General features: G+C 68.3%; 2 protein-coding genes. Both read left to right on the top strand.

All coding sequences use genetic code 11. From position 1 onward, the window contains the following. The first annotated feature begins 47 nt into the window (after window positions 1–47). Window positions 48–5,885 (top strand): type I polyketide synthase, encoded by a 5,838-nt coding sequence (locus KY661_RS06525; RefSeq protein WP_225409379.1) that lies wholly within the window; start codon window positions 48–50, stop codon window positions 5,883–5,885. Then, on the top strand, window positions 5,878–9,972 hold the full coding sequence (locus KY661_RS06520; RefSeq protein ID WP_225409378.1) for a type I polyketide synthase: 4,095 nt from the start codon (window positions 5,878–5,880) through the stop codon (window positions 9,970–9,972). The genes KY661_RS06525 and KY661_RS06520 overlap by 8 nt, the downstream gene beginning before the upstream one ends.

The raw sequence follows: 9,972 nt of genomic DNA, 5'->3' as shown, positions 1-9,972 counted from the left end.
GGTGAGGCCGCCGCACTCCCGAAATTGATCATGAGAGGCATGACACGATGAGCAGCCCCGTGGAGCAACACGAGCACAGTGCTCGCCTGGCGCGCGCGTTGGTGGCGCTGGAGAAGATGCAGGCCAAGCTCGAGGCAAGCGAGCGCGAGAAGCGGGAGCCCGTGGCCATCGTCGGCATGGCGTGCCGTTTCCCGGGCGGTGGCAATGATCCGAAGGCGTTCTGGGACCTGCTGCGCGAGGGCCGGGACACCATCGTCGAGGTCCCTCCCGACCGGTGGGATCTCAATGAGTATTACGATCCGGATCCCGATGCCCTGGGGAAGATGTACACCCGGTGGGGCGGGTTCCTGAAGGACGTGCGGCTCGATGAGCTGGATGCCAGCTTCTACGGCATCGCGCCCCGCGAAGTGGCGAGCATGGATCCCCAGCAGCGCCTGATGCTGGAGGTGACCTGGGAAGCGCTCGCCAATGCAGGCCAGGTTCCGGAGCGGCTCGCCAACAGCCTGACCGGCGTGTTCGTGGGCGTCATGCTCAACGACTACGCCCAGCTTCAGATGAAGCAGGCGGATCCCGCTTTGCTGGATGCCTATATGGCGCTCGGCAATGACTCCAGCTTCATGGCGGGCCGCATCTCCTACATCCTGGGCGCCCAGGGGCCCAGCATGGCGGTCAACACGGCGTGCTCCTCCTCGCTCGTGTCGGTCCACCTGGCGTGCCAGAGCCTGCGCTCCCGCGAGTGCAACATGGCCATCGCGGGCGGCGTGAGCGTCATCCTGGCGCCGGATGGGCACATCGTCTCGTCCCGGCTCCGCTCGCAGTCGCCTCACGGGCGCTGCAAGACCTTCGACGCCTCCGCGGATGGCTATGTCCGGGGAGAGGGCTGTGGCGTCGTGGTGCTCAAGCGGCTCTCGGAGGCCATCGCCGACGGCGATCCCGTGCTCGCGGTGATTCGCGGGGGCGCGGTGAACCACGATGGCCCCAGCGGCGGCTTGACCGTTCCCAGCGGGCCTGCCCAGGAGGCGGTGATCCGCCGGGCGCTCGCCAGCGCGGGCGTGGAGCCCTCCCAGGTGAGCTACGTCGAGGCCCACGGGACGGCCACCCCCCTGGGTGACCCCATCGAGATCCGGGCCCTGCAGCGCGTCTTCGAGGAAGGGCGGACCCAGGCCCAAGCGCTCACCATCGGGTCGGTCAAGACCAACGTCGGTCACCTGGAGGCGGCGGCGGGGATCGCCGGGCTGATCAAGGTGGTGCTGATGCTTCAGCACCGCGAGATTCCGCCTCATCTCCACCTGACGAAGCCCACCCCAGCCATTCCCTGGAACCAGCTCCCCATCACCATCCCCACGAAGTTGCAGTCCTGGGCCGGTGGCTCCGGGCAGCGGGTGGCGGGCATCAGCTCCTTCGGCCTGAGCGGCATCAACGCCCACCTTGTGGTCGAGGAAGCGCCTGAGCAGGCCATGCGGCGCCCGGCGGAGCCGTCCTCGGCGCGTCCGGCCTATCTCCTGCCGCTGTCGGCGCGCAATGCTCCGGCGCTACAGGCCCTTGCCCGCTCCTACCAAGCGTTCCTGGGCAGTGAGGGGATAGGGGCGAGCCTCCGGCTCGAGGACATCTGCTACACGGCCAGTGCCCGGCGCAGCCATTACGAGCACCGGCTGGCCGTGACCGGCAGCACGCGTGAGGCGCTCGTGGAGCACCTCGGCGCGTTCCTCAAGGGCGAGCCGCATCCTGCGGTCTCGTCCCGCGAGGCGGCCCTGCGCCGGCCGAAGGTGGTGTTCGTGTTCTCCGGTCAGGGCTCCCAGTGGACCGGGATGGGCCGGGAGCTGCTCCGGACCTCGCCGGTGTTCCGCAAGGCCATCGAGGACTGTGACCAGGCCTTCCGGGCCCATGGGAGCTGGTCCCTCCTGGAGCAACTGGGCGCGGACGAGGCCTCGTCCCGGATGGGGGACATCGACGTCCTGCAGCCGGTGCTGTTCGCTGTCTCGGTGGCGCTTGCCGCGCAGTGGCGCTCCTGGGGCATCGAGCCGGATGCCGTGGTGGGACACAGCATGGGCGAGGTGGCCGCCGCCTATGTCGCGAGCGTGCTCAGCCTGGAGGATGCCGCGAAGGTCATCTGTCTGCGCAGCGCGCTGCTCCGGCGGATCCGCGGCCAGGGCGCGATGGCGCTCGCGGAGCTCTCCCTGGTCCAGGCGCGCAACGCACTGGCGGGCTACGAGGACCGGCTCTCCATCGCGGCCAGCAACAGCCCGACGTCCACGGTGCTGGCGGGCGACCCTCAGGCCCTGCAAGAGGTGATGGCCCACCTGCAGCGGCAGAACATCTTCTGCCGCAACGTCAAGGTGGACGTCGCCTCGCACTCTCCACAGGTGGAGCCGCTGCTCGCCGAGCTCAAAGCGGTGCTGAAGGACCTGCGTCCCAAGGCGGCGAGCGTGCCCGTGTACTCCACGGTCACGGGCAAGGCGACGGATGGCACGGACTGGGGCGCCGCCTACTGGCAGCGCAACCTCCGCGAGCCTGTTCTGTTCTCGCCCGTCATCGAGCAACTCCTTTCCCAGCAGCACCAGGTCTTCCTGGAGCTGAGCCCCCATCCCATCCTGCTGCAGTCCGTCGAGCGGACCGTGCGTGCCGCCCAGCAGCCGGGCATCGCGCTGCCGTCCCTGCGGCGTGAGGAGGCGGAGGTGGAGGTCATGTTGCAGGCGCTCGGCGCCCTGCACACGGCGGGGCACCCGATCGACTGGCGGGCGCAGTATCCCGAGGTCCGCCAGAGCGTCTCCCTGCCGGCCTACCCCTGGCAGCGCTCCCGGTTCTGGGTGGACTTGAAGCGGGTTGCGGACTTCCGTCCCGCCGGGGCCCGGGCGCATGCCACGGAAAGTGCCCTGGTGCCCGCGCTCCAGCGCGCCTCGCAGTCCGATGCGGCGCAGCCCGAGCATGCCGATGGGACGCCCTCGCGCTTCTACGATGACTCCGTGGAGCGCGAGCGGGTGCTCAAGCCGGACGAGGTCTACCTGACCTTCGGCATCCTGCGGCAGAAGCTCCCCGGCTTCTCCTGGATCATGAGCGTGTACGGCCTCTCGGAGCGCGAGGAGCACACCGAGGTGCTGGTCAACGGCCAGCGAGGGTTGCGCTCGGTGCTGTTCCGGGGCGTCGACTGGTCCTCGGTGCGCAAGGTGCTCGACTTCGGCTGCGGGTATGCCTCTGACCTGATCTCGCTGGGCAAGAAGCACCCGCACCTCACCCTGCACGGCTACACCATCTCGGCCGAGCAGGCCGCCATCGATGCGGAGCGGGTCCGCGCGCGGGGGCTCCAGGACCGCATCCGCGTCTTCGCGCGGGACAGCGCCAAGGATGAGTTCCCGGACCGCTACGATCTGATCTTCGGGTTCGAGGTCGTCACCCATATCGCCGACAAGGTGGCGCTCTTCTCGAACATCTCCCGGAACCTGCAGAACGGTGGGTTCCTGCTCCTCGCGGACTTCATCGCCAACAGCGTGTCGGCGATCAACGTCGAGGAGACCGCCTCCTACAACGTCAACGCCGAGGAGTGGGCGGACCTGCTGGCCCGGCACAACCTGCGGGTGGTGGAGAGCGTCGACATCAGCCAGGAGGCCGCGAACTTCCTGGAGGACCCCGGGTTCGACGGCCACCTCGACACCATCTCCCAGCGCTTCGGGCTGACCGAGCTGGTGCGGCGCAACTTCGACGCCATGCGCAACTTCGGCAAGGCGCTCGAGAAAGGGCTGATGAGCTACGCCCTGATCATCATCCAGAAGGATGACTTCGCCAACAGGCCGTACCTCAAGCGCGCCAACCGGGCGAAGCTGGGCGCCCTGACGCCGCTCACGGAGTTCGAGGATGGGGGCGCCTGGGCAGCTCCCTCGGAAGGCGCGGATCTCGAGCATGTGGCGCCGCAGGCGCTGCGCGAGTGGGTGTACGAGGTGGCCTGGCCGGAGAAGAAGCATGCCTCCCGGCCCGAGGCACAAGCCCCGGGCGCGGAGGTGGGCCCGTGGTTGATCCTGGCCGACACTCACGGCTTGGGCGATGCGCTGGCCACACGGCTGCGGGACCAGGGCACGCCGTGTACGGTGCTCCGCGCGGGAGCTTCAGACCCCGGCCAGCTCAGCGTCAAGCCGGAGGATCCCGCGGATTGGCAGCGGATGCTCGGCAAGCTCGAGGCCGAGGGCCCCTTCCGGAACGTGGTGCACCTGTGGAGCCTGAACGCTGGAGGCCAGCCGGCTCCCAGTGTGGCCGTGCTGGAGGACACGCTGCGGCTGGGCTGTGGCAGCCTGCCCGCGCTGGTGCAGCGGCTCAGCCGGGGCTCAGGCCAGAAGGCCAAGCTGTGGCTGGTGACCCGGGGCGCTCAGTCCGTGGGGAAGGAGGCGGTCTCCGTGGCGCAAGCGCCCCTGTGGGGCGCGGGGCGCGTGCTTGCCCTGGAGCACCCCGAGCTGTGGGGGGGACTGGTGGATCTTTCGCCGGACGCTCCCGCCCATGAGCTCGAAGCGCTCTGGCAGGAGCTGCGGATGCCGGACGGGGAGGACCAGATCGCCTACCGCGGGGCCAAGCGGCACGTGGCCCGGCTGGTGCGCGGCGATGTGTCCGCCGAGAGTCCCGCCACGTGGCGCGAGGACGGGGCCTACCTCATCACCGGAGGCCTGGGCGCGCTGGGGCTTCAGGTCTCCCGGTGGTTGGTGTCCAAGGGCGCCCGACACCTGATCCTGGCCAGCCGCAGTGGGCTTCCCGATGCAAGCCAGTGGAGCAGCTTGCCCGAGGGCAGCCCCCTCCGCGCGCAGGCCGAGGCGGTGCAGGCGCTTCAGGCGATGGGCGCCTCGGTGCAGATCGTCCGCTGCGATGTCGGCGAGCAGGCCCAGGTGGCCTCGCTGATCGAGGGGATCCGCAAGGGGGCCGTGCCCCTAGTGGGCATCTTCCATGCGGCGGGTGTCTCGACGCACCGGAGCTGGCAGGAGACGGATCCCGATCTGTTCGCGTCGGTGTTCCGTCCCAAGGCCGCCGGGGCCTGGCTGTTGCACGAGTACACCCGGGACCTGCCGCTCTCGTGCTTCGTCATGTTCTCCTCGGCCTCGGCCGTGTGGGGCGCGCAGGGAATGGCCGCCTATGCCGCGGCGAACCACTCCCTCGACGCGCTGGCCCACCTGCGCCGGTCGCAGGGGCTTGCCGCGACGAGCATCAACTGGGGCCGGTGGACCGAAGGCGGAATGGCAGGCTCCGAGGAGGCCAAGCGGTTCTTCTCGCAGATCGGTCTGGAGGCCATGCCCACCGAAGCGGCGCTCGCCATCCTGGGGCGCCTCGCCGGGACCAAGGCCGCCCAGCGGGTGGTGGCCTCCGTAGAGTGGAGCCGCTTCAAGCCCCTGCAGGAGGCCAAGCGGCAGCGGCCCTTCCTGGAGAACATCGTCACGGCGCAACCCGTGCAGAAGGCGCCCGCCGGGAACGCCCGCTCCGAGCTGTTGCTCCGCCTGGAGGAGGCGCCTTCCAGCCGGCGGCGCGCGCTCTTGATGGAGTATGTGCAGAAAGAGGCTGCGCGCGTTCTGGGCGCGGATCCCTCCCGGCTGGAGCCGCAACAAGGCTTCTTCCAGATGGGCATGAACTCCCTCATGTCCATCGAGCTGAAGAAGCTCCTGGAGACGAGCCTGCGGCACGGGCTCCCCTCCACGATTGCCTTCGAGTACCCCACCGTCGAGGCGTTGACGGGCTTCCTGGCCAAGGAGGTGCCCGCGCTCGCGGCGCTCCTCTCGGCGCCCGCGGAAGCATCCCGTGAGGACGTAGCCCTGGTGGACAGCGACATTCTTGATCTGTTGGGTGAAGCGGGACGGCTCTCTGAATCCGAGCTTAGCGACCTCGCCCACTCTTTCCCTGGAGACGGTTCACATGAGTGATGTCATGGAGAAGTTGGTTCGTGGTCTTTCCCCTGAGAAGCGCGTGAGCCTGGCGAAGATGCTTCTTCGCTCCGCGGGTGAGACCGTCCCTGAGCAGAAGATGGCGGAGCCCATCGCCATCGTTGGCATTGGCTGCCGGTTTCCGGGTGGCGTGAACGGACCCGAGGCGTTCTGGAAGCTGCTGAGCGAAGGCGTGGATGCTGTCAAGCAGGTGCCGGGCAGCCGCTGGGACATCGACAAGTATTACGATGCGGATCCCGCTGCCCCGGGCAAGATGTACACCCGGAACGGGGCGTTCCTGGAGGATGCGGATCAGTTCGATTCCTACTTCTTCGGGATTCCTCCCCGCGCCGCGGCCAACCTGGATCCGCAGCACCGGCTGTTGCTGGAGGTGAGCTGGGAGGCCCTGGAGCACGCGGGCATCGCGCCCCAGAGCATCGCGGGCAGCAAGACCGGCATCTTCATCGGCGGCTCCACCGGCGAGTACACCCAGCTCGTCCAGGCGGCCAAGGGGGCGGACAACATCGACGCCACCTTCCTCACCGGCAGCTTGCTCACGTTCGCGACCGGCCGTTTGTCGCACTTCTTCGATCTGCAAGGCCCCAGCCTCGCGGTCGATACGGCATGTTCCTCGTCCCTCGTCGCGGTCCACCTGGCCTGTCAAAGCTTGCGCACGGGTGAGTCCTCGATGGCCCTCGTGGGCGGCGTGAACCTCATCCTGGCCCCCCAGGGGACGATCACGACCTGCAAGGCCCGCATGCTGGCCGTCGACGGCCGCTGCAAGACGTTCGACGCCGAGGCGGATGGCTACGGGCGCGGCGAGGGGTGCGGCATCATCGTGCTCAAGCGGCTCTCCGATGCCCAGAAGGACGGGGACAACGTCCTGGCCGTTATTCGCGGCACGGCGACGAACCAGGACGGCCACAGCAGCGACCTCACGGTCCCCAACGGGCTCGCGCAGCAGGCGGTGATCCGCCAGGCCCTGGAGAACGCCGGGCTCGAGCCCGGGCAGGTGGACTACGTGGAAGCCCACGGCACGGGCACCGCGCTGGGCGACCCCATCGAGCTGCGCGCCATTGGCGCCGTCTTCGGCAAGAAGCAGGAGCGGGAGCAGCCCCTGCTGGTGGGCTCGGTGAAGACCAACTTCGGCCACCTGGAGTACGCCTCGGGCATCGCTGGCTTGATCAAGCTGGCGCTCTCGCTGAGCCATGGCCAGATCCCCGCCCACCTTCACTTCAAGCGGGGCAACCCCTACATCCCCTGGAATGAGCTGCCCGTGGAGATCCCCACGCAGCTGACCCCGTGGAAGGCGAAGAAGGACAAGCGCATCGGCAGCGTGAGCTCGTTTGGCGCCAGCGGCACGAACGCGCACGTGGTGCTGGAAGAGGCGCCGAAGCAGGGCCGCCAGACGTCGGATCGCGAGCGCCCGGCACACGTGCTGAGCCTGTCGGCGCGCAGCGACGCGGCGCTGAAGGCGCTGGCGGGCCGGTACGCCCAGTATCTGGCGTCGTGCGGTCCTGTGAACCTGGCGGATGTGTGCCACACGGCGAATGCCGGCCGCGCGCAGTTCAAGCACCGGCTGGCCCTGGTGGCCGAGTCCCCCGCGCAGCTGAGCCAGCAACTGGCCCTGTTCGCCGAGGGCAAGCCCGCCGAGGTGCTGGTGGGCCAGGCCCCTGGCAACGGCAAAGCGGAGGTGGTGTTCCTGTTCACGGGACAGGGGAGCCAGCACGAGGGGATGGGCCGGGAGTTGTACGAGACGCAGCCGACGTTCCGGGCGAGCCTTCAGAAGAGCGATGAGCTGCTGAAGCCGGTGCTCAACGAGTCACTGGTGGAGGTGCTGTACGGAGGAAAGGGACACCTGCTGGAGCAGAGCGGGGTGTCGCAGCCAGCGTTGTTCGCGGTGGAGTACGCACTGGCACAGCTGTGGATGAGCTGGGGAGTGAAGCCAGCGGCGGTGATGGGCCACAGCCTGGGCGAGTACGTGGCGGCGTGCGTGGCGGGGATGTGCACGCAGGAGGAGGGGCTGAAGCTGGTGGCGGCGCGAGGCCGGCTGATGCAGCAGCTGCCGGAGGCGGGGGAGATGGTGGCGGTGCTGGCGGCGGAAGCGAAGGTGAGAGAAGCGCTGGCCGGGTACGAGCAGAGCGTATCGGTGGCGGCGGTAAACGGCCCCGAGGAGACGGTGGTGTCGGGCCGGGCGGCGCAGGTGGAGCAGGTGGTGTCGAAGCTGAAGGAGAAGGGGGTGGAGTGCCGGAAGCTGAAGACGACGCACGCGTTCCACTCGCCGCTGATGGAGCCGATGCTGGAGGCGTTCGAGAAGGAGGCCGGGCAGGTGAAGTGGAAGCGGCCCGAAATCGAGCTGGTGTCGAACGTGAGCGGCGTGCAGGTGAAGGGTGAGGAGGGGCTGAAGGGGGAGTACTGGAAGAAGCACATCCGGCAGCCGGTGAAGTACTGGGAGGGGCTGAAGGGGCTGTACGAGAAGGGGTACCGGGTGTTCGTGGAGGTGGGGCCGAAGCCGACGCTGGTGAACGTGGGGAAGAGGAGCTTGCCGGCCGGTGAGGCAGAGTGGTTGGGCTCGTTGAAGCAGGGAAGCAACGAGTGGCAGCAGATGCTGGGGAGCGTGGGGAAGCTGTACGTGAAGGGAGTGGGGGTGGACTGGGCGGGGTTCGACCAGGACTACCCGAGGGCCAAGGTGGCGCTGCCCACCTATGCCTTCCAGCGGGAGCGCTACTGGATCGACTCGCTCATCCCCAACTCGGATACCTTGGTGTCCTTCTACCGGGCCGTCGCGCAGATGCTGGATGTCACCACGGTCCAGGAAGGCCCCTCGCTGCGCTTCGCCACGCTGCGCGAGGCCGTTCCGGGGTTCTCGTGGATCTCGCTCTACAAGGCCGAGCCGTCGGACATGGCGGGCTTCCAGAAGTATTACGACCTCGCCGTGCAGGCCAACCGGGAGATGTCCCAGACCATCTTCCGGGGACTCCCGTTCCAGAACTTCTCGCGCGTGCTCGACATCGGGTGCGGCCACTCGGCCGACCTGATTGATCTCGCGATGAAGCACTCCCACCTGCAGCTGCACGGGTGCAACATCTCGCCCGATCAGATCGCGGTGGGGCGGCAGCGCATCCGGGGCCTGGGGCTCGATGAGCGCATCACGCTGCACTACCAGGACAGCTCGCGGGATCCGTTCCCTTCGACCTATGATCTGGTCCTCGGCTTCCAGGTCATCCACCACATCCGGAACAAGGCGGACCTCTTCGCCAACATCAGCCGCAGCCTGCGCAATGGCGGCTACATGGTCATGGCCGAGACCATCTCGAACATGGTCACTCCGATCGAGCACCCGGAGTCGACGACCCTCTTCGTGCCGCAGGCCGAGTGGGTCGAGATCCTGGCGCGCAACCAGCTCCGGGTGGTCCAGGCCGTCGAGGCCACGCAGGAGATCGCCAACTTCCTGTACGACCCCCAGTTCAACGAGAACTTCGAGCGGGTGACGCGGGACTCGGACGACGTGACCAAGAAGCACCTGCACGGCATCCACATGCTGGGAGAGCTGCTGCAGCGCCGGCTGGCCGCCTACCTCCTGTTCACGGTGACCAAGGACGAGTCGATGGATACCGACACGCTCCGGCGCATCAACGCCGATCGGCTGAGCGTGCGCCTTCCCTACGCGACGGCGTTCCAGCAGGTCCAGGAGGGCACCTTCGTGCTCCCCACGTCCGTGGAGGACATGGGAGCCCAGGGCTCCACGTCGGCGGCGAGTACCTTCGCCAACACGCTGCTCGGCGCGGAGCCCAGCCAGCGTGGCCAGCTCTTCAGCAGCTATCTGTGCGAGCAGGTGGCGAACCTGCTGAAGATGCCCGTCGCCAAGCTCGACCCGGAGCAGCCGCTGAACAGCATGGGCTTGGATTCGCTCCTGTCGCTCGAGCTGAAGCACAAGATCCACGCCGAGACGGGCATGGACGTGCCTCTGGATGAGGTGCTCCAGGGCGCCAGCATCGCGCACCTGTCGGTGCGGCTCGCGGAGCGGATGGGCAGCGGCCAGGCGCCCGCGGCCGTGGCCAGGTCCTGGGAGGAAGGCGAGCTGTGA

The organism is Allostigmatella hybrida (assembly GCF_020103775.1).
GTDB lineage: Bacteria > Myxococcota > Myxococcia > Myxococcales > Myxococcaceae > Hyalangium > Hyalangium aurantiaca.
Note: the sequence above shows the minus strand (reverse complement) of the source record. Positions and strands in the feature narration are given on the sequence as shown.